This is a genomic window from Panacibacter microcysteis (assembly GCF_015831355.1).
Taxonomy (GTDB): domain Bacteria; phylum Bacteroidota; class Bacteroidia; order Chitinophagales; family Chitinophagaceae; genus Panacibacter; species Panacibacter microcysteis.
Genome location: NZ_JADWYR010000001.1, coordinates 1053203 through 1072019 on the forward strand (window position 1 = coordinate 1053203; position 18817 = coordinate 1072019).

An 18817-nucleotide genomic window follows, 5' to 3' on the forward strand; every position below is an offset into this window, starting at 1 on the left:
TGGGTTATTGATGCAGAGTGGATAAATATAAGTCAGTTATTAATAAGACGAATGCTTGACCATTGTTGTACCAAATAAAAAAGCAGCTACAAATTTTCATTCATAACTGCTTGATTTAAAGCTGTGGTGTGGGCCGGGATCGAACCGGCGACACAAGGATTTTCAGTCCTTTGCTCTACCGACTGAGCTACCGCACCAGCCTTTCCCTTTCGGGGCTGCAAATATAGGCGCAAATGTGCAATTGCAAAAACAATTTCATGATTTATTAAAACTCACAATTTTTAGGCGTCCTGGCAAATGGAATCACGTCGCGTATGTTGGTCATACCCGTTACAAACTGCACCATTCTTTCAAAACCCAAACCAAAACCTGCATGCGGTACCGTACCAAAACGGCGTGTGTCTAAATACCAACTCATCTCTTCTACCGGAATGTGCATGGCTTTCATGCGGTCTTCCAGTTTCTGCAGGCGCTCTTCACGCTGGCTGCCACCCACAATCTCGCCAATACCCGGGGCAAGAATATCCATCGCAGCTACCGTTTCACGGCCGGGCTCGCAGCCATCATTCAAACGCATATAAAAGGCTTTGATGGCCGCCGGGTAATTGGTAACAATCACAGGCTTTTTAAAATGCTTTTCCACCAGGTAGCGTTCATGCTCGCTTTGCATATCTATGCCCCAGCCAACTTCATACTTAAACTTCTTCTTTTTATAAGCAGGTGAGTCGAGCAATATCTGTATGGCCTCTGTGTAAGTAATCCTTTCAAATTTGTTTCCTGTTACAAAACGCAGTTTTTCCAGCAAGCCAAATTCGCTGCGCTCTGCCTGCGGCTTTTGTTTCTCCTCTTCTGCCAGGCGCTGATCGAGGAACGCAAGATCATCTGCGTTATGCTCCATAGCATAGCTGATGAGGTATTGAATAAATTCCTCTGCCAGGTTCATGTTGTCTTCAATATCACAAAATGCCATTTCAGGTTCAATCATCCAGAACTCTGCCAGGTGGCGCGTGGTATTCGAATTCTCTGCCCTGAATGTTGGGCCGAAAGTGTATATCTCACTGAATGCTGTGGCACCAAGTTCTCCTTCCAGTTGCCCGCTTACAGTAAGGTTGGTGCTTTTACCAAAAAAATCTTCCGTAAAATCAATAGCACCTGCCTCAGTGCGTGGCGGATTGTCAAAAGGCAGTGTGCTTACCCTGAACATTTCACCTGCACCTTCTGCATCACTCGCTGTAATAATTGGCGTGTGCAGGTAAACAAAACCCTTATCGTTAAAAAATTTATGTACTGCAAAAGCCAGCGAATGTCTTATCCTGAAGACAGCGCCAAAAGTATTGGTACGAAAACGCAGGTGCGCAATCTCCCTTAAAAATTCAAGGCTGTGTTTCTTGGGCTGTAACGGGTATTTCTCCGCATCGCAATCACCGAGTATTTCCACTGCTTTCGCCTTCAGTTCCACTTTCTGGCCTTTGCCTACGCTGGCCACAACTTCGCCGGTAACTTTTAAAGAAGCACTGGTAGTAATACGTTTGAGTGTTGCTTCATCCAGCAAGCCAAGTTCAACAACTACCTGCAGATTATTATTCGTACTGCCGTCGTTTAAAGCTATAAACTGGTTGTTACGAAAAGTACGTACCCAACCCATTACAGTAACTTCTTCACCGGTTTGTTCGGTTTGCAGCAATGCCTTAATCTTGATTCGTTTGTTAAACATAACTCCTTGTTTTGCGAAAATGATTTTTGTGCACCGGCTGTATGGCTACTATTGTGCATCGTTGTGTCACTCACTTGTACGCCTTGTTCCTTACTCAGCAGGGCACAACCTTCAAAAGCATTATACAGCCAGCATTGGGGCAGCAAAGATAAGGCGCAGGCTGTAACAGCAGCATGCAAAAATCCATTCCTTATCTTTGAACGAATTGCTATACTATGAATGATTTTTTACAACAGGTATGGTATGGGAATACCATCCGGAGTTATCTTATTGCAATTGGCTTTATCATACTTGCATGGCTGGTGTTAAAGCTTTTTAAAAAAGTAATTATACGTTTGCTGCTAAAATGGGCCAGCCGCACAGACCATGATTTTGATGAAGTAATTGTAACAACCGGCGGCAAATACCTCATTCCTTACTTCTACCTGCTCATCAACTACTCAATTCTGCAGCAACTAAGCCTGTCAGACAAAGTGCATCGTATACTGGATGTGGCCATTCTTATCGTTTCGGTATACTTCATTGTAAAATTTATTACCAAAACCATTGAGGGTCTGTTACAAGCCTACCTTAAATTAAAAGGCGAACCGGAAGAAAGACTAAAACAGTGGAAGGGCTTACTGCTTATCATTAAAGCCGTAATCTGGATCATTGGTTTACTGATGATGATCGACAATCTTGGTTATGATGTAACGGCTATAGTTGCAGGGCTTGGTGTGGGCGGTATTGCCATTGCACTGGCGGCGCAAAATATTCTCGGCGATCTTTTCAGCTATTTTGTAATATTCTTTGATAAACCTTTCGAAGTGGGCGATTTCATTGATCTTGGTCCTGAAGTGGGCAGTGTAGAACGTATAGGCATTAAAACCTCTCATGTTAGAAGTGTTTCCGGCGAGCAGATGATTATTCCCAATGCGGAAATGGTTAAAAGAACCATCCGCAATTACAAGCGACTTGAAAAACGCAGGAAACTCTTTAAAATCGGCGTTACCTATCAAACCCCGGCTGATAAGCTGGCTATGATTCCATCGCTGATAGCACAGACCGTTCAAAAACATGCGGAGGTTGAATTCCAGCGCAGCCATCTTAGCGGTTTTGCTGATTCGGCTATTGAATTTGAAACGGTATATTTTGTAACAAGCGCAGACTTCAACCTTTCAATGGATATATACCAGCAAATTTGCCTGGAACTGGTGCAGCTTTTTGCAGAACATCATATTGAATTTGCTTACCCGACAAGGACATTATTTTTTCAAAAAGCCGATGCTGAATGATCTTAACTTTTCTTTGCCACACAGCATCTTCTATAGCCAAAGCCAGTATGCACCGTGCTGCACAAAGATCCTTGCGTTGAAGAGTGCGACGCAACGGAGATTCCATGAAATACAAGTGCCTGGCTCATAAAAAAAATCTTTGCAATTGAACATTTTGCTGTATAATTGCACCGGAAACAAGCTGAATAGTCTGTGTCATGCCCTCTCAGCTCACTCGTTTTCTCAATCAACCGATCATAAATCTTCAATTTTTTAAGACGGGTAAAGGTTTTTAAAATCAATCATTCTTTTTTTCAACATTTATGTACGACATTCTGCAATTGAACGACATGCTGGTGCCTGAGCTACTCGACATCGCTGATCAACTGAGCATTCCCAATGCTAAAAAAGCCGATAAGCAGGAACTTATCTACAAGATCCTGGATAAACAGGCTTTAAACGCCGGCGAAGCAACAGCTAAGAACGGAACTGAAAAACCAAAGCGCAAACGAATTATTAAATCGGCTTCAACTTCTGATGAAACAGAAACAGCCGTTGAACCAGCAAAGACCGCTAAAGCTGTGGCCGATGCACCGGCTCCTGAAAAGAAACGAGGCCGCAAACCAAAAGAGAAAGAAGAAGAATCAGAACCCGCTGAAATAACTGAGGCCGAAAACGAAAAATTGGCTAAGGCGGAAAGAACGGGGCCTGTAGAACTCGACCTTCCTGATCTTGAAATGGGCAGCCGTTTAATAAGCATGCTGGGCGATGATGAACCATTGATGCTCGACGATGAGCCTGCTGAAATGGAAGATGAAGCAGAAGAAGTAGTGGCACCGAAAATGCCCGGTAAAAAAGATGCTGCTTTCAATATAGAATTCGATGGTATAATACAAGCTGAAGGTGTGCTGGAAATGATGCCTGATGGCTATGGCTTTCTCCGTTCTTCTGATTATAATTATTTATCCTCTCCGGACGATATATATGTTTCTCCTTCACAGATAAAACTTTTTGGTTTAAAAACCGGTGATACTGTTTTTGGAGCGGTTCGCCCTCCAAAAGAAGGTGAGAAATACTTTGCATTACTTAAAGTGGAAAGCATCAACGGCAAAAGCCCTGAAGATGTAAGAGACCGCGTACCGTTCGACTATCTTACACCGCTTTTTCCTTTTGAAAAGCTCAACCTCTTTACCCAGCCGTCCAATTACAGCACACGTATCATGGACATCTTTACACCTATCGGTAAAGGCCAGCGTGGTTTAATTGTTGCCCAGCCAAAAGTTGGTAAAACAATGCTGCTGAAAGAAGTGGCAAATGCCATTGCCGCAAACCACCCTGAATGTTACCTGATGGTAGTATTGATAGATGAGCGCCCTGAAGAAGTTACTGACATGGAGCGCAGCGTAAGGGCAGAAGTTATTGCTTCAACCTTTGATGAGCCGGCAGAGAAACACGTAAAAGTTTCTACCGTTGCATTGCAAAAAGCCAAAAGGCTGGTAGAATGCGGCCACGATGTAGTGATTTTGCTGGATTCCATTACACGTCTTGCACGTGCGCACAATACAGTGGCCCCTGCCAGCGGTAAAGTACTTAGCGGTGGTGTAGAAGCCAATGCCATGCAAAAACCCAAGCAGTTCTTTGGTGCCGCCCGTAAAATAGAAAACGGTGGATCATTGACTATACTGGCAACAGCTTTGATTGAAACAGGTAGTAAAATGGATGAGGTTATCTTTGAAGAATTCAAAGGTACCGGCAACATGGAGCTGCAACTGGATCGCCGCCTTGCCAATAAACGTATTTACCCTGCTATTGATCTTGTGGCATCATCAACCCGCAGAGACGATCTGCTGCTTGACAGGGAAGTTTTGCAAAGAATGAATATTTTGCGTTTATACATCAACGACATGAATACAGAAGAAGCAATGAGTGAATTGCTGAAACGTATGCGTGGTACAAAAAGCAATGAAGAATTCCTGGCCAGCATGAACGGATAAAATCATATTTCATATTGCCTGCAATAAAAAAACCATCCGGCAAAAGGATGGTTTTTTTATTGCACTACCTGCCTGGTTTAGCTGAGTATAAACCTTTGTTTCGGGCAACAGTACTTCATGCACTTCAATCGAATGAATGTTGCATGTCAACTGTAGTATTTTATGGCATCGCCGGTTGTGTCACTCACTTGTACGTTTGGTTTTCATGGCATCTCCGGTTTCCGGAACCACTAACCCCACAAAAAAAGGCTGGTCGATCGCATAAAAAAACCCGCCTTCCGGCGGGTTTAAGTTAATTGACTCTTATCGAAATGATCGATAATTTATCGCCCCGGTCTTTCATTAATAGTGTAATGTTGAAATTTTTATTCTCCCCTTTCAACCTGCCTGTAAGGTACATGGTACCACCCATTTCTCTTTGAGAGGTCTTCTCAAAACCTTTGATACCGTTGTTATCAAAAAAGGATTTTACAGTAATTGAAGCCTGGTTTTTTCCAACATTCTTTATCTCATCTTTTTCCGGAAGTTTTATATCCAGGAAATCATCATAAAAACTGCTGAATTGCGCTGCATTACCAGCACTAAGTGCGTTTATAATTTTATCAATATCTCCCACAACAATAAAAGCGCTCATTGCAAAAGCTACTCCTATTATTGCCATCATTCTTTTCATAACTTATTTTTTTCAGTTGCGGTTAGGCTAAAAGTATGCCAAATTGCTGAATTTTACCTTTTGCTAAAACAGCCAGTCAGTAAATTAGCAAATCTTAATGTAGTTTTACCCTTTGTCAAAAGCAGCAACATGAAAAATAAAAAAACAATATTGGTCATAATGGATGGCTGGGGCCTTGGTAAAGTAAAGTCTTCTGATGCAATTCAAAACGCAAATGTTCCTTTCGTAAGTTCATTATACAGTAAATATCCCAATACAACCCTGGTTACCTGCGGAGAAGCAGTGGGCTTACCCGACGGCCAGATGGGCAACAGCGAGGTAGGACATTTAAATCTTGGCGCTGGCAGAATTGTTTACCAGGAATTACAACGCATTAATGTAGCTGTAAGAGATGGCCTGCTTGCCAAAAGTGAACAACTGCAAAGAGCTATACAACATGCAAAGACAAATAATAAACCTTTCCACCTGCTCGGCCTGGTGAGCGACGGTGGCGTACATAGCCATATTCAACACCTCATGGCTTTGTGTGACATATGCAAAGCACATGGCTTATCAGAGGTTTACATACATGCATTTACAGACGGTCGCGATACAGACCCTAAAAGCGGGCTTGGTTATATTACCCGGTTACAGCAGCACCTGAATGGTTCTGTTGGAAAAATTGCAACCGTAAGTGGTCGTTATTATGCAATGGACAGAGACAAAAGATGGGAAAGAGTAAAACTTGCATATGATGCGTTGGTTATAGGAGAAGGACCAAAAGCTACAGATGCCATTGCAGCCGTTGAGCAATCGTATGCCGGCCAGGTTACTGATGAGTTTATCAAGCCTACAATAATAGCGGCAGAAGACCAACAGCCACTGGCTACAATCAAAGATGGAGATGTGGTGCTTTGTTTCAACTTCAGAACAGACAGATGCCGTGAAATAACAGAAGTACTTACGCAAAAAGATTTTCCAGACTTCAATATGCATGCATTGCAGCTCGATTATACCACCATGACAGAGTATGACAGGACATTCAGGAATGTACACGTGATTTTTGAAAATGACAACCTGAATAATACGCTTGGTGAAGTACTCTCCGCAAATGGTAAAAAGCAGATTCGCATTGCAGAAACTGAAAAATACCCGCATGTAACCTTTTTCTTCAGTGGTGGCCGCGAAGCCCCTTACGAAGGAGAAAGCAGGATACTGGCTTCGTCTCCCAAGGTGGCAACCTACGATTTACAACCCGAAATGAGCGCTGTAGAATTAACAGACAAATTGATACCTGAAATAGAAAATGAGAGCGCTGATTTTATCTGCCTCAATTACGCGAACGCAGACATGGTAGGGCATACGGGGGTATGGAGCGCTGTTGTAAAAGCTGTTGAAACAGTTGATAAATGTGTAGAACGTGTGGTAACAGCCGCATTAGCCCATGGATACATGGTTTTTCTGACAGCAGACCATGGTAATGCCGATTATATGATTAATGAAGATGGTTCACCGAATACTGCACACACGCTCAACCTTGTACCACTGTTTGTGATCGATCAGGACTGGCATGGCATAGTAAAACCCGGCAAACTGGGCGATCTTGCACCTACTATTCTGTCCGTCATGGAATTACCGGTTCCTAAGGAAATGACCGGTGATATATTAATCGGTTAGTTAGTAGCAACATTGTAGGTTGTTCAGCAAACGATATTTTATTTTACATTACATTACAGGTGCAACGGGTGTTGCACCTTTTTAAATAATAGTCATGAAAAAGAAAATCTTTATAGTCTTACTTGTTTTACTGGTGCTTATCCAGTTTTTCAGGCCAGCGCGTAATACCAGTGCTGCTAAAAGCCCCGCAGACATTTCCAATGCATATGCAGTGCCTGAAGATGTTAACACGATACTTACAAAAGCCTGCTTTGACTGCCACAGCAACAATACAAATTATCCATGGTATGCAAACATTCAACCGGTAGCATGGTGGCTGGATAACCATATCCAGGAAGGCAAAGAAGAATTGAATTTTAGCGAATTTGGAGCTTACAGACCAGCTAAGCAGTTTCACAAACTTGAAGAAGTAAAAGAAATGCTTGACGAAGATGAGATGCCATTACAGTCTTATACAATTATTCATACAGACGCAAAATTAACCGGTGCAGAGAAAGAAAAACTGGTTCAGTGGTCTGAAGACATACGCAGTCAAATGAAAAATAAATACCCTGCAGATAGCCTGGTTATGAAAAGAGGGCCAAAACCGCCAACACAATAAGAAGAGTGTTAGTTAATTTGCACCATGAAAATTAAAGATGCCAGCTATGTTATCTCCAGTCCTTCTGTTGATAAGACACCCAAACCCGATAAACCAGAATTTGCCTTCATTGGAAGGAGTAATGTGGGCAAATCCTCGCTTATCAATATGCTTTGCGGCAGAGAAAACCTGGCCAAAACATCCTCTTCACCGGGTAAGACGAAACTGATCAATCACTTTATTGTAAATAGTGAGTGGTATCTTGTAGATCTCCCCGGCTATGGCTATGCAAAAATTTCACAAAGCGAAAGAAAAAAATGGGAGAAAATGATTGAAGATTACCTGAGAAAACGTGAAAACCTTCTGAATGTCTTTGTTTTAATCGATAGCAGGCATTTACCTCAAAAGATTGACCTGCAGTTTGTAAACCAGTTGGGCGAATGGCAAATTCCCTTTACACTTGTTTTTACAAAATCAGACAAAGAAAAACCCGGTGTTGTTGACCGCCATATAAAAGCTTTCCTCAATGCCATGCGGGAAACCTGGCAATTCCTGCCGCAACACTTTGTTACGAGTGCCACAAAAAAGCAGGGTAAAGATGATATACTTGCGCTTATACAGGGATTGATTAAAAACTAATGTAGCAATTGATAACGCCAAAAGGCTTCTTTTAACCACACTTAAGATGTATTATTTTTTATTTTAATATTTTATCTAAGAAAAAGTAATTGACCTTAAGATTATGCTCATTTTCAAACAATTTTAATAGGGTTTTCCAATTTAGAGAATGATTATTCCATTATTGGGAATATCGAACAAGAGTTACACTTAATATACATTGATTTACAATAGGTTATGATAATTTAATTTTCTGGCACTTGCTTTGAACTTCTATTAACAGTCCGTTTTTAGTACCGTCCCTCTGAAACCCTTAACTTTCTCACTTGACTAAAAAATTATCTAACCTCTGGTAACCCGGAGGTTTCTTTTTTTTAATGCGCTTACAACATGCCTTTTAACCGGTAATCTGTTGTTAGTAAGATAAATACAGCTTTTTTCCCCTTTGCTACAGTGCCTAAAGAGTCCGTAATGTTCATGGCTTTGGCAGGGTAATAGCCGCACATTCTTAAGGCCTCACATGGTTCTATATCACAATGTTCCACAAAGTTTCTAAAGGCCTTGTACATTGTTAATGCAGAACCGCTTAAGATGCCGTTTGAAACATATTTCTCCCCTTCCCGTGTATGCTGATAATAACCTTCCGTTGTTTCGGTTACAGCGTCTGTAATCGCAAACAACCGCTCTCCCATGATCTTTTTTGCTATTTGCACAGCAGCAAAATGAACATGGTATCCATCCGGTACTATGCTACTCATCACATTCGCATTAAAAATTGCTCCCACAAGACCCGGTGCCCGGTGCTGCAATGCACTCATGGCATTGAATAAATGTGTACACAGATCTATATTGTTTTGCTCAAAGGCTCTCATAGCCTGTTCATAGGTTGCATTGCTATGACCTGCCGATACTACGATACCCCTTGACTGGATATAAGCAATAACATCTCCCGCCACCTTTTCCGGCGCAAGGGTTATAAGTTTAATTACGCCTTCCCCGTAATCCAGTAACTCTTTTACCTGCTGCAAAGAGGGTGAAAATATCCATTCTTCTTTGTGGGCGCCGCGCTTTTCTGCATTCAGCCATGGACCCTCCACGTGTAAACCCAGCACACCATCTCCGCCATTTGCCAGGTAACTGCGTACAGCATCAATACACTTAAAGATATTTTCGTAGGTGTTGGTTGCAACAGTTGGCAAACACCATGCAGCACCGCCGCTTTTGGAATAACGCACGATTTCTGAAACGGTAAATGCATCAGGATAGACAGACAACAGGCGCCCATAAGCACCATATAACTGAATATCAATAAATGCCGGTGCTAATATTACATCACCAAGATCTTCCAGATCGTCGGCGTTTACATCGTTAGCAGAGATCAATGCCTCGATAATACCACCTGATACTTTTACAGCGTAATTGTGTAGTAACTCAAAGCCTGTGAAGATGGCTGCAGCTTTATAGATCATCTATTTATCGTTGAGAATGGTAAAATAATCTGCGTCTTTCCAGAAAGGAAACCGACTGCGTGTTTCATCCAAAACATTTTTTTGAAGGGTGACGGTGAAAATATCTTCCTGGTGCTCCTTTGTATACAGCACTTCACCTAGTGGTGAAACAACCATACTGTTACCACTGTGGTATATATCATTACCATCCTCACCTACCCGGTTAACCCCTGCAACAAAACATTGGTTTTCTATAGCCCGGGCCTGTAACAAGGTTATCCATGCATTTTTCCTTCTTTCCGGCCAGTTTGCTACATACAGCAACAGGTCATACTCACACTTATCAGCTTCTTCTACCAGCATTTGCTGCTGGCGTGCCCAAACCGGGAAACGAAGATCGTAACACACCTGCAGGTTTACGCGCCACCCTTTCACGGAAGCAATCAAACGCCTGGAGCCCGGCTGGTAAAATTTATCTTCACCGGCAAATGCAAAAAGGTGCCTTTTGTCGTAAAAGCCATAAGTTCCGTTTGGCAGCATCCATATAAGACGGTTGAAATATCGGTCATGTTCTTTAATAATAAGGCTGCCCGTTAAAATAACCCGTTTATTACGCGCTGTTTCTTTCATCCATGCAACTGCATCACCATCCATTGTTTCAGCCAATGCATGCGGTCTCATACTAAAGCCTGTGGTAAACATTTCAGGCAATACCACCAGTTCTGTTTGTTCCTTAATACTGTCAATTTTTTCCGAAAGCATAGACAAATTTGCCTGCCTGTCTTCCCAGAAAAGTTTTGTTTGAATCAATGTAATAGTTAAAGAAGACATGTTGTACCAATTGCTTGCATGCAATCTACAAGATTAATACTTTACAGGGTACTGGTATAAAGAAAATAGTAATGTACCGGGCTACAGCAAATCTATGTAGCTGTTGTTGCGTCGCACTCTTGTGCAGCACCAACTATATGGGGCAGTGCGAAGACTGCAGCTAAATTGTTGAAAAAAGATGCGTGTAATTTGCTGTTTGAAAAGCAAAAAACCAGCCGGCGGGCTGGTTCGTTGTTATATTCACACAAAACGAGTAAGTGTCTGTTTGCTCAATAGATAACAAAGCGCTGAAGAGTGCGACGCAACCAAAGCCACATTATTATTCTACTGCCGGGACAATAATTTTCCCTTCCCTTGTATGCAGGGCAAAAGCATGCATGTAACCAATAAAAGATTAGGAAACCATCGCGTAGAAAGCCCAAACAACGGCCATTCCGTATAGCATTGTAAATATCATGAGGTTTTTCCTGCTTGCCCGGCGGCTTGTTTTTGTTTTCTTAACGATTGAATTCTTGTGTAGAAGATGAAAATCTAGTGCATCGACAGATTGCAATAAAGCTGGAGATTTCATAAAATATTAGTTTGGATATTGAATAATTGAAAGTAGGAAGAAAATTGAAAACAAAGCTTAACTGTACAGATAATTCCACTTAAATAATGCTTAATAAATTTTTAGTTACAACGCTCCTTGGGTACATAGTATTTTAGATTATTATATGAAATACTTTTTCACACCGCTCATCCCAGTAAGTTGTTTTTCAGCAAAATGATATGCTCGTTTGTCTTTTTACTGAAACATGAAATTTATAGCCTGAAACGTGCATTACAGGTGCCCTGACTCTTATTCACAACATCAGCTTAACAAAACAAAAAGCTGTTTGATCCAGCAGCCAGGCCGTTCATCAAAATGACTAAAAATTTACAGTAATGGTTGTTGTTTTTTTAAAACATCAAGCAAATTTGTATGGCGAACACGTTAGCCTGACACTGTAATCTTACGGACTCCATTCATTCTAAATTTCCACTTATGTAAAAAGCATTCATTCAACACTTATTAACAGATTGTTTTCCTGAAATACGAATAATTTCATAGATGTATCACGAATAACTTATACCACACTGCTTCCATGATCAACGACAAACACATAAAAGCTTTTCTGATACCAATTCTCGGTATAACCATACCACTTATTTCAGGCTTTTATCATTACGGTAATATTTCTGCCGCAGAAATCATTGTGGCTAATTGTTACGCTATACTGATTTCCTTTTGCGTGTGGCAGGGTGGCGCCTGGATCATTGGCCGCTACCGCTTTTTGCTTTCTTATAATGTACTTATCAAGATAGTTACACTTTGCTTTCTTACCGTTTTATACGGTGCACTTGTGGCCACATTACTAAGTGGCATCTGGCTTTTTTTTACTGAAGCTCATCATCATATTGATTGGTCTTTGTTAATGAGAAATACTGTGGCAGTATGTGTGGCGGTGGTTGTATTTACACTGGTATATGAACTGATGTTCCTGGCAAATGAAAAAGAAAATGAGCAGGTCAGGTACCAGCAACTTGATCATGCACTTACAAAAGCACAACTACAGGTTTTGAAATCAGAGCTAGACCCTCATTTTATGTACAATGCGCTTAATTCTTTATCATGGCTTATTCAAAAAGACAGCCAAAGAGCGGAAGATTTTATAACAAAGCTTTCTGAGGTTTACAGGTATATTCTCCTCAACAAAAACAAAGATCATGTAACACTGGCGGAAGAAGTAGACTTTATAAAGCGGTATTTTGCTTTACTGCAGGTACGGTACGAAAGCAAAATAAAACTAACCATCGACCTGGGAAGACACAATCTTGACGCTATAACAATATTGCCCTGTGCCTTGCAGTTACTGGTAGAAAACGCCATAAAGCACAATGCGTTTTCTGCCACTGAGCCACTTACTATTAAGATTACTTCTAACAATGATTACATATACGTGATCAATAAACGCAAACCTTTTAAACCATCTTTATATTCTACGAAAGTTGGTTTGAGCAATTTGAGAGAACGATACCAGCTGGTATGCAACAAACCTGTTACCGTTGAATTGCATAACGATTATTTTATGGTAAGCTTACCCATGCTAAAAAGCGCCTGACATGCTTAATGCTGTAATTATTGAAGATGAGACATCTGGTATAGAAAGACTTCGTAATATTCTTACAGAACTTGTACCTGATATTAATATATCAGCCGTTATCAGTTCAGTTAAAGATGGCATTACCTATTTCTCCACTATGCCCAGGCAGGATATTATTTTCTGTGATATCCACCTTACAGATGGCTTGTCTTTTGAAATATTCAACAATTTTAAAGTTGACTCGCCCATTATATTTACCACCGCGTTCGATGAATTTTTAATGACCGCCTTTGATTACAACAGCATAGACTATTTATTAAAGCCGCTCAACAGTACCGAAGTGTTGAAAGCCATTCAAAAATACAGGCTGCTGCAGCAACACTTCAGCCAGCATGCACAACGGCTGAATAACCTGATGGAATACCTGGGAACACCTAAAAAAACACGGCTGATCGTAAAAAAAGGATTAGAACATATTGCAGTCAGAATGGAAGACATTGTGCTTCTGTATACCGAAAACAAAGTGGTGTATCTTATTGATAGAAACCGCTGCAAATATATATATGACAAGAACCTCAGCATTTCAGAAGCAGCGCTTGATCCCGGCGTTTTCTTCCGGGCTAACAGGAAATATATTGTTAACATCAATTATATAAAATCTTACCGTGCATTTGAAAAGGTAAAACTACAGGTCGACTTTTCCATTGCAGATATTCATCACCAGGTAATAATAAGCCAGGAAACAGCACCGGACTTTCGCAAGTGGCTAAGCGGGGAATGAAGTTGATGTTTATAAACCCCTGCCCTGGTAAGTATAATTCATGTTACGGTTAAAATATACAGATGCCTGCGATGTCTTCAGGTAACTTTGCTGCATAGGTTTTAAAAAACATTTTCTCATGTGCATTATAGCATGTCGGGTCGCTATTTTTATAGCGGCCCCTTTTTTTATTTGTATATTCAACCTGCATAAAACAGGTCAGCTAATATCTCCGTTATGAAACACATGATGATAAAAAAATTTTGTCTTCTTTTCATTGCGTTTGTATCCTCCATTGGTGTACAAGCACAAAACAGTGACAGCATTGCCATTCACAAAGTATTAAATGAGCAGGTGCAGGCCTGGAACAAGGGAGACATTGATTCATTTATGAAAGGCTATTGGAACAGTGACAGCCTGTTATTTGTAGGTTCAAAAGGACCCAACTACGGTTGGCAGTCAACACTGGAAAACTATAAGAAACGCTACCCTGATACAGCCACTATGGGCAAGCTGGTTTTTACGATCCTGGAAACAAAGATCCTTTCAAACAATCATGCCTTTATACTTGGCAAATGGCACCTCACAAGGTCTGTAGGAGATGTCGGCGGCTACTACACGCTGTTGTTCCATAAAATAAACGGGCAGTGGTATATCGTTGTTGATCATACAAGCTAACCACCTGTATTAATTGGCTTCTTCCAAAGCCGTACAATAAACCATAACAGGAACGCAAAGCTTGCAATAAACCATATATAAAAAACAATGTTACCAACAGTAACGCTATCGTGTATAAAAGCGAAGTCAAACATAATACCAAAAGTAGAATTCAGGATCATCCAGAAAAGTCCGATGCCCAAAGACATTGAAACACGTTTCAAAAATTCTCTTACTTCAGGTTCCATGGTGTATAATTACAAGTAAAATTACAAAAGGTTGACGGTTATTGTTTTTCTTTTGTAACCAGCGGTAGTGCTGCTATTAAGCGCCTGTTGTGTCACTCACTTGTACGCTTTCGCCCTGTTCGGCAACGATGCCCGTTGTGCGAAAAACATTATCATCAACGCGGGTTAATTGTTGCCTGCTAATTCAATAGCTTTGCCGCCATGCAAAAATTCCTGGTAATACAAACAGCTTTTATTGGTGATGTTGTGCTTGCAACCGGCATCCTCGAGAAGTTGCATCAACATTACCCCGAAGCAAGTATCGATTACCTTGTGAGAAAGGGTAATGAAGGCCTGCTGAAAAATCACCCGTTTTTGCATGAAGTATTGGTGTGGGATAAAAAAAATGGCAAATACAAAGACCTGCTAAGATTGTTAAAGCATATAAAGCGTACACGGTATGATAAAGTAGTTAATGTGCAACGCTATGCCACTACCGGATGGCTAACTGCTTTCTCAAAAGCCAAAGAAACAATTGGCTTTAATAAAAACCCATTCAGCTTTCTTTTTTCAAAAAGTATAAAACATGTATTTGCGGCAAACACGCATGAAATGGAAAGAAATCATGCCCTCATCAGCTCGTTTACAGATGAGGTTGCCGCTAAACCGCGGCTTTACCCTTCAGCGAAAGATTATGCAGCAGTAAGCAGTTATAAAACCAGGCCTTACTTATGCATTGCCCCTTCGTCTGTCTGGTTTACCAAACAATACCCAAAAGAAAAATGGATCAGTTTCCTTAACCAGCTTCCACCTAAATACAATGTGTACCTGCTCGGCGCCCCGGGTGATAAAGAGCTGTGTACCTCCATAAAAAAAATATCATTGTATCCCTTTGTTGAGAACCTTGCGGGCCAGCTTAATTTTCTTCAGTCTGCTGCTCTTATGCAGGGTGCTGTAATGAATTATGTAAACGATTCTGCGCCTATGCATTTTTGCTCTGCGGTTAATGCGCCTGTTACTGCCGTATATTGCTCTACCATTCCAGCATTTGGTTATGGCCCGCTGAGCGATGATAAACATGTGGTTGAGATAGCGGTACCGCTTAGCTGCCGGCCATGCGGTTTACACGGTCACAAAGCTTGTCCGAAGGGGCACTTTAAATGCGCCGTAGAAATAAATGATGATCAATTGCTCAATATAATTCTCTGATAAATGGACATGCAGCAACAGGCACTCGTTTCAATAATTATGGCCACCTACAATGGCGAAAAATTTATTGAAGCACAACTTGACTCGATCGTTCATCAAACGTATACAAACACCGAGATCATTATTCTTGATGATGGCAGTACAGACAATACAAGGCAGATATTACAACGATATGCAAGCCTGTACAAAAACATACAACTCATTTTTAATGATACCAACCTCGGCTACATCAAAAATTTTGAAAAAGGGTGTTCAATTGCCAAAGCTGCATACGTCTCGTTTTGCGACCAGGATGATGTCTGGGACCTTGACAAGACCACCATATTGATGCAGGCATTAGGCAATGCCACACTGGTATATTGTGATGACTTTCTGGTAAATGAAAAATTGCAAAGTTTAAACAGGAAGCACTCTGATCTCAAAAATCTTTCTTCGTTTGATAATTGCCTGTACTTTGCTACAGACAATTGTGTTGGCGGGCATAATATGATCATTAAAAAAGAAGCACTGCAAAAAATGTTGCCGTTTCCTCCCATAATGCCACACGATCTTTGGTGCGCATTCAATGCCTGTTTTTATAGTGGTATACAGTATGTTGATCAGCCGTTGGTAAAGTGGCGCCAGCACGGGCACAATATCACTACATCATCAAAAACCGATGCAGAAAAACTTGCGGAAACAAGAAAACGCATTGCACTCTTTTACGAAACGTGTCCCCCGCAATTTTTGACAGAAAAAACAGTATTGAAAAAATTGATGAAAAGCTATGAAGGCTATTCCTTATCGAATAATTTCCTGCGCATGCGCCTGTTTTTCACTCACAAAAAATATTTGCTTGGCATGAAGAAGAAAAGTGAGTTCCGTAAAATTCTTTTTTGCCTGAAAATGTTTTTCAAAATGCGTTTGCATGTTGCATAAAACTGTCGCCACATTGCTGCAGTACAAGAGTGCGACGCAACAGGCGCTGAAAAATGATGTGTAGCTGACTACCTGCATATTTACTTTGCAGTAGCAGCGAGATTTTGATAAATGGTGATGTATTTCCTGGCGGCTTCATCCCAGCTAAATAATGCAGCACGCTGCATGATTGCTTCCTGAGGATGAACAGAATGGTAGTGTTGCAGGCCATGTAAAAAAGCCTGCTGCATGTCTTGTGCTTCAAACGAGGTAAAATAATATGCAGCATCCCCGCCTATCTCAGGCAAGCTGGTAGCGTGAGCAATAAAAACCGGCTTCCCAAAAGCCATTGCCTCAATTACGGGCAGTCCAAAACCCTCTGCTATAGAAGGAAATACAAATGCCGCACAATGGTGCAGGTACCATTGCTTATCGCTTTCTGACACGGTTCCCGCAAATACCAACCGCTCTGCTACACCAAGGTCTGCTGCACATTGTTTGATCTTCTTAAGATATTGCTCATCCTGTACAACACCCGCAATCACAAGCTGGTAATTATTATCCTTAAGCAAGGCAGGCAGCACATGAAAGTTCTTCTTCTCCATAATGGTACCAATGGTAAAAATAAATGGTGCGGCGGGTATTGCAGCAGGAGCAATCACTTCCTGCAGCCTGTCTATATTACAACCATTATACACAACACTAAGCGGTTTGCCTGCAATTGTAAGATGTTTTAAAACATCCTGCTTTACATACTCAGATATTGTACAGATATGATCTGCATTGTTAATGTGTGCCTGTATCTTCTGCAAAGATTTTTTAATGCGGCTTTCATCGGGTGTGTGCTCGTACAGGAAGTTGAGATCGTGAATCGTTAATACTTTTTTCAACTTTTTTGAAGCAGGCGAGTAATTAGAGCTTTGGTAAGTTCCGTGCCATACATCATACTTTTTTGCAGAAGGAAACACAAACTTGTGTAGGCTTTTCTGATGGAGGTATGCTGTTGAATTACCAAAGATATTCAATGCAGATGGCGGTACATACATCGTTAGCCGTTCTTTGTGTGCATCAACATTTCTTACCAGGGCCCTGCCTAACTGCAGGCAAAAATGATACAACCCGGTGTGCTGATACCGCATGCGCTCACAATCAAAAAGAATATTGTTCATGTATCACTTTACGGTTTGCTGTGCTACAAAATTGTACAGATTAAACTGCTCATTTGTTTCAAAATATTGCTTTATGTCATTGAACAATTGCAGCTTACTTACATCTTTCATTTTTCTTTCCTGTATAAGCTGGTATGCCCTTTCTGCAAGTAACCAATACTTTCTGTCGGTAGAAAAAAGGTTATGAAACTGCGCAATTACTGCATGGTATAATTCTGCTATACCCGCATGCGTTGCAGCTATTGTTTTAATAACCGGAATCTCTTTATGAACACGTTGAAAAACCGGTGCCAGCATAGCTTTCAGGTACCTCACAAACCGGTCTGCATCAGGCCGGTCGCATTTGTTTACCACAAACACATCGCCTATTTCCATGATACCCGATTTCATGGTTTGAATTTCATCACCTCCTTCCGGCACCATGACCACAACTGTAACATCGGCAAGCCCTGCTATATCAATCTCGTTTTGTCCTACACCAACAGTTTCCACCAATATAAAATCAAAACCTGCAGCTTTCAGGTACTCTGTTACTTCAATGATCATCGGGCTTAAACCACCCAATGCATTCCTGGATGCCATAGAGCGTATATAAACCCTGTCATTATTGTACCATTTACTCATACGCACCCTGTCTCCCAGTAATGCACCCATATTAAAGGGAGATGACGGATCAATGCATAATACGGCAACACGTTTTCCATCAGCAAGCATTTCAGCAATCAGCGCATCGGCCAGTGTGCTTTTACCGGCGCCGGGCGCCCCCGTTAAACCAACGATACCGGCTTTACGCTGTCCATTTTGCAGCAGCAATGACTCAAAACCGGCAACCCTGTTTTCAATCAGTGAAATATTTCTTGCTATTTGTTTAATGTTTAACTGCATCAGAAGTTATTACCCGTAAAGATTTTTATATGCTGAATAATGTTACCGGCAGTATTTTTTCATGGCATCACCTGTTGCGTCGCACACTTGTACTGTATATCATTTTTCAACAACGCAATA

Annotated in this window: 17 protein-coding genes and 1 tRNA gene; 10 read left to right on the forward strand and 8 right to left on the reverse strand. The window is 41.2% G+C overall.

The features are described 5' to 3' along the window. Window positions 1–124 precede the first annotated feature (124 nt). Together I5907_RS04205 and asnS are read right to left on the reverse strand one after the other, a co-directional pair. Window positions 125–197 (reverse strand) — tRNA-Phe (locus I5907_RS04205). Between the two features lie 68 nt (window positions 198–265). After that, window positions 266–1714: an asparagine--tRNA ligase gene (gene asnS, locus I5907_RS04210; RefSeq protein ID WP_196989475.1), complete on the reverse strand. Its 1449-nt coding sequence runs from the start codon at window positions 1712–1714 to the stop codon at window positions 266–268. Window positions 1715–1929: 215 nt separating this feature from the next. On the opposite strand from asnS, the gene I5907_RS04215 reads away from it, so the two are divergent. Beyond that, window positions 1930–2988 (forward strand): mechanosensitive ion channel family protein, encoded by a 1059-nt coding sequence (locus I5907_RS04215; protein ID WP_196989476.1) that lies wholly within the window; start codon window positions 1930–1932, stop codon window positions 2986–2988. Between the two features lie 302 nt (window positions 2989–3290). Beyond that, window positions 3291–4961: a transcription termination factor Rho gene (gene rho, locus I5907_RS04220; RefSeq protein ID WP_196989477.1), complete on the forward strand. Its 1671-nt coding sequence runs from the start codon at window positions 3291–3293 to the stop codon at window positions 4959–4961. Between the two features lie 292 nt (window positions 4962–5253). Here the strand turns inward: rho and I5907_RS04225 are convergent, their stop codons facing one another. Then, on the reverse strand, window positions 5254–5634 hold the full coding sequence (locus I5907_RS04225) for a DUF4783 domain-containing protein (RefSeq protein WP_196989478.1): 381 nt from the start codon (window positions 5632–5634) through the stop codon (window positions 5254–5256). 129 nt (window positions 5635–5763) lie between these two features. Between I5907_RS04225 and gpmI the strand changes: the two genes are divergently transcribed. From gpmI to yihA, 3 genes are all read left to right on the forward strand, one after another. Then, on the forward strand, window positions 5764–7290 hold the full coding sequence (gene gpmI, locus I5907_RS04230) for a 2,3-bisphosphoglycerate-independent phosphoglycerate mutase (protein WP_196989479.1): 1527 nt from the start codon (window positions 5764–5766) through the stop codon (window positions 7288–7290). Between the two features lie 94 nt (window positions 7291–7384). Beyond that, a complete protein-coding gene (locus I5907_RS04235) occupies window positions 7385–7891 on the forward strand; it encodes a heme-binding domain-containing protein (RefSeq protein WP_196989480.1) in 507 nt (168 codons plus the stop codon). Between the two features lie 24 nt (window positions 7892–7915). Next, complete coding sequence (gene yihA, locus I5907_RS04240; RefSeq protein ID WP_196989481.1) at window positions 7916–8509, forward strand: ribosome biogenesis GTP-binding protein YihA/YsxC; 594 nt, start codon at window positions 7916–7918, stop codon at window positions 8507–8509. A gap of 362 nt (window positions 8510–8871) precedes the next feature. Here yihA and nagA read toward each other — a convergent pair whose 3' ends face one another. Next, window positions 8872–9957: an N-acetylglucosamine-6-phosphate deacetylase gene (gene nagA / locus I5907_RS04245; protein ID WP_196989482.1), complete on the reverse strand. Its 1086-nt coding sequence runs from the start codon at window positions 9955–9957 to the stop codon at window positions 8872–8874. Beyond that, complete coding sequence (locus I5907_RS04250; RefSeq protein ID WP_196989483.1) at window positions 9958–10767, reverse strand: amidohydrolase; 810 nt, start codon at window positions 10765–10767, stop codon at window positions 9958–9960. 1127 nt (window positions 10768–11894) lie between these two features. Here I5907_RS04250 and I5907_RS04255 point away from each other — a divergent pair. The 3 genes from I5907_RS04255 (at window position 11895) to I5907_RS04265 (ending at window position 14331) form a co-directional block, all read left to right on the forward strand. Further along, window positions 11895–12911, forward strand: a complete 1017-nt coding sequence (locus I5907_RS04255) for a sensor histidine kinase (protein ID WP_196989484.1) — start codon at window positions 11895–11897, stop codon at window positions 12909–12911. A 1-nt stretch (window position 12912) separates the two neighbouring features. Continuing rightward, the gene (locus tag I5907_RS04260) at window positions 12913–13674 is read left to right on the forward strand and encodes a LytR/AlgR family response regulator transcription factor (RefSeq protein WP_196989485.1); all 762 of its coding nucleotides are present in this window, start codon (window positions 12913–12915) and stop codon (window positions 13672–13674) included. A gap of 216 nt (window positions 13675–13890) precedes the next feature. Next, a complete protein-coding gene (locus I5907_RS04265) occupies window positions 13891–14331 on the forward strand; it encodes a YybH family protein (RefSeq protein WP_231401959.1) in 441 nt (146 codons plus the stop codon). Here the strand turns inward: I5907_RS04265 and I5907_RS04270 are convergent. Further along, on the reverse strand, window positions 14328–14558 hold the full coding sequence (locus tag I5907_RS04270) for a hypothetical protein (protein ID WP_196989486.1): 231 nt from the start codon (window positions 14556–14558) through the stop codon (window positions 14328–14330). The two genes, I5907_RS04265 and I5907_RS04270, sit on opposite strands and share 4 nt — an antisense overlap. A 201-nt stretch (window positions 14559–14759) precedes the next feature. Here I5907_RS04270 and I5907_RS04275 point away from each other — a divergent pair, with 201 nt between their 5' ends. Together I5907_RS04275 and I5907_RS04280 are read left to right on the forward strand one after the other, a co-directional pair. Beyond that, entirely contained in the window at window positions 14760–15746 is a 987-nt protein-coding gene (locus tag I5907_RS04275) for a glycosyltransferase family 9 protein (protein ID WP_196989487.1), read from the forward strand. A gap of 3 nt (window positions 15747–15749) precedes the next feature. After that, a complete protein-coding gene (locus I5907_RS04280) occupies window positions 15750–16664 on the forward strand; it encodes a glycosyltransferase family 2 protein (protein ID WP_196989488.1) in 915 nt (304 codons plus the stop codon). An 80-nt stretch (window positions 16665–16744) separates the two neighbouring features. On the opposite strand, the gene I5907_RS04285 is transcribed toward I5907_RS04280, so the two are convergent. Together I5907_RS04285 and meaB are read right to left on the reverse strand one after the other, a co-directional pair. Then, the gene (locus I5907_RS04285; RefSeq protein ID WP_196989489.1) at window positions 16745–17812 is read right to left on the reverse strand and encodes a glycosyltransferase family 4 protein; all 1068 of its coding nucleotides are present in this window, start codon (window positions 17810–17812) and stop codon (window positions 16745–16747) included. Between the two features lie 3 nt (window positions 17813–17815). Then, window positions 17816–18697 carry a methylmalonyl Co-A mutase-associated GTPase MeaB gene (gene meaB, locus I5907_RS04290; RefSeq protein WP_196989490.1) on the reverse strand — a complete coding sequence of 294 codons (882 nt, stop codon included), beginning with the start codon at window positions 18695–18697 and terminating at the stop codon, window positions 17816–17818. Window positions 18698–18817 lie beyond the last annotated feature (120 nt).

What these genes read in the sequence shown, in the direction of transcription:
- asnS (WP_196989475.1), bottom strand. Translation starts at nt 1,714, where the DNA reads ATGTTTAACAAACGAATCAAGATTAAGGCATTGCTGCAAACCGAACAA.
- I5907_RS04215 (WP_196989476.1), top strand. Translation starts at nt 1,930, where the DNA reads ATGAATGATTTTTTACAACAGGTATGGTATGGGAATACCATCCGGAGT.
- rho (WP_196989477.1), top strand. Translation starts at nt 3,291, where the DNA reads ATGTACGACATTCTGCAATTGAACGACATGCTGGTGCCTGAGCTACTC.
- I5907_RS04225 (WP_196989478.1), bottom strand. Translation starts at nt 5,634, where the DNA reads ATGAAAAGAATGATGGCAATAATAGGAGTAGCTTTTGCAATGAGCGCT.
- gpmI (WP_196989479.1), top strand. Translation starts at nt 5,764, where the DNA reads ATGAAAAATAAAAAAACAATATTGGTCATAATGGATGGCTGGGGCCTT.
- I5907_RS04235 (WP_196989480.1), top strand. Translation starts at nt 7,385, where the DNA reads ATGAAAAAGAAAATCTTTATAGTCTTACTTGTTTTACTGGTGCTTATC.
- yihA (WP_196989481.1), top strand. Translation starts at nt 7,916, where the DNA reads ATGAAAATTAAAGATGCCAGCTATGTTATCTCCAGTCCTTCTGTTGAT.
- nagA (WP_196989482.1), bottom strand. Translation starts at nt 9,957, where the DNA reads ATGATCTATAAAGCTGCAGCCATCTTCACAGGCTTTGAGTTACTACAC.
- I5907_RS04250 (WP_196989483.1), bottom strand. Translation starts at nt 10,767, where the DNA reads ATGTCTTCTTTAACTATTACATTGATTCAAACAAAACTTTTCTGGGAA.
- I5907_RS04255 (WP_196989484.1), top strand. Translation starts at nt 11,895, where the DNA reads ATGATCAACGACAAACACATAAAAGCTTTTCTGATACCAATTCTCGGT.
- I5907_RS04260 (WP_196989485.1), top strand. Translation starts at nt 12,913, where the DNA reads ATGCTTAATGCTGTAATTATTGAAGATGAGACATCTGGTATAGAAAGA.
- I5907_RS04265 (WP_231401959.1), top strand. Translation starts at nt 13,891, where the DNA reads ATGAAACACATGATGATAAAAAAATTTTGTCTTCTTTTCATTGCGTTT.
- I5907_RS04270 (WP_196989486.1), bottom strand. Translation starts at nt 14,558, where the DNA reads ATGGAACCTGAAGTAAGAGAATTTTTGAAACGTGTTTCAATGTCTTTG.
- I5907_RS04275 (WP_196989487.1), top strand. Translation starts at nt 14,760, where the DNA reads ATGCAAAAATTCCTGGTAATACAAACAGCTTTTATTGGTGATGTTGTG.
- I5907_RS04280 (WP_196989488.1), top strand. Translation starts at nt 15,750, where the DNA reads ATGGACATGCAGCAACAGGCACTCGTTTCAATAATTATGGCCACCTAC.
- I5907_RS04285 (WP_196989489.1), bottom strand. Translation starts at nt 17,812, where the DNA reads ATGAACAATATTCTTTTTGATTGTGAGCGCATGCGGTATCAGCACACC.
- meaB (WP_196989490.1), bottom strand. Translation starts at nt 18,697, where the DNA reads ATGCAGTTAAACATTAAACAAATAGCAAGAAATATTTCACTGATTGAA.